We start from the raw sequence: 558 nt of genomic DNA on the forward strand, positions 1-558 counted from the left end.
TCCTCGAACCAGCGATGCTCGCTGCCGTCGATCTGGATCAGCTCGCCATAACACTCGCGCCGCAGCCGCGGCGGATGGAACTGCAGACGACGCTTCTTGCGTGATGACCAGATGCCGGCGTCCGCCATCCACTGGCGCAGCGTCTCGCGCGAAACCGTAAATCCGTGCTCAGCCAGCTTCTCGGCGGCCAGCGTCGGCCCAAAGTCCGCGTAGCGTTCGCGCACCAGCTGCAGCGCCAGTTCACGCACGCCGTCATGGATGCGGTTGTTCGACCGGCGGCCACGGCTGCGATGACGCAGCGCAGGCGCACCTTCGACACAGAATGTCCGAACGATCCTTTGCACCTGGCGAACACTCAGCGACAGCACAATCGCCGCCGAGGCAAGTGTGCGGCGACGCGAAACAACTTCCGACAAAACTTCAATGCGATGCAGCTCGCGCTCGCTCATTAAAATCCATCCCAAAATCTGCTTCCCGAATCTCGTTGCGATGAACGAGAAGGTGACACAGCGACATTTCTACTTTGCAGAAACAGGACATTTTAACTTTGCGCTTACA

Annotated in this window: 1 protein-coding gene; it reads right to left on the reverse strand. The window is 59.5% G+C overall.

Annotated elements, in window-relative coordinates:
• The coding region (locus tag PHA01_RS29145) for a helix-turn-helix domain-containing protein (RefSeq protein WP_271899728.1) at window positions 1–464 on the reverse strand (464 nt) is incomplete at its 3' end.
• Window positions 465–558: the final 94 nt, after the last annotated feature.

The sequence above is a fragment of the Candidatus Phyllobacterium onerii genome (assembly GCF_028331445.1).
GTDB lineage: Bacteria > Pseudomonadota > Alphaproteobacteria > Rhizobiales > Rhizobiaceae > Phyllobacterium > Phyllobacterium onerii.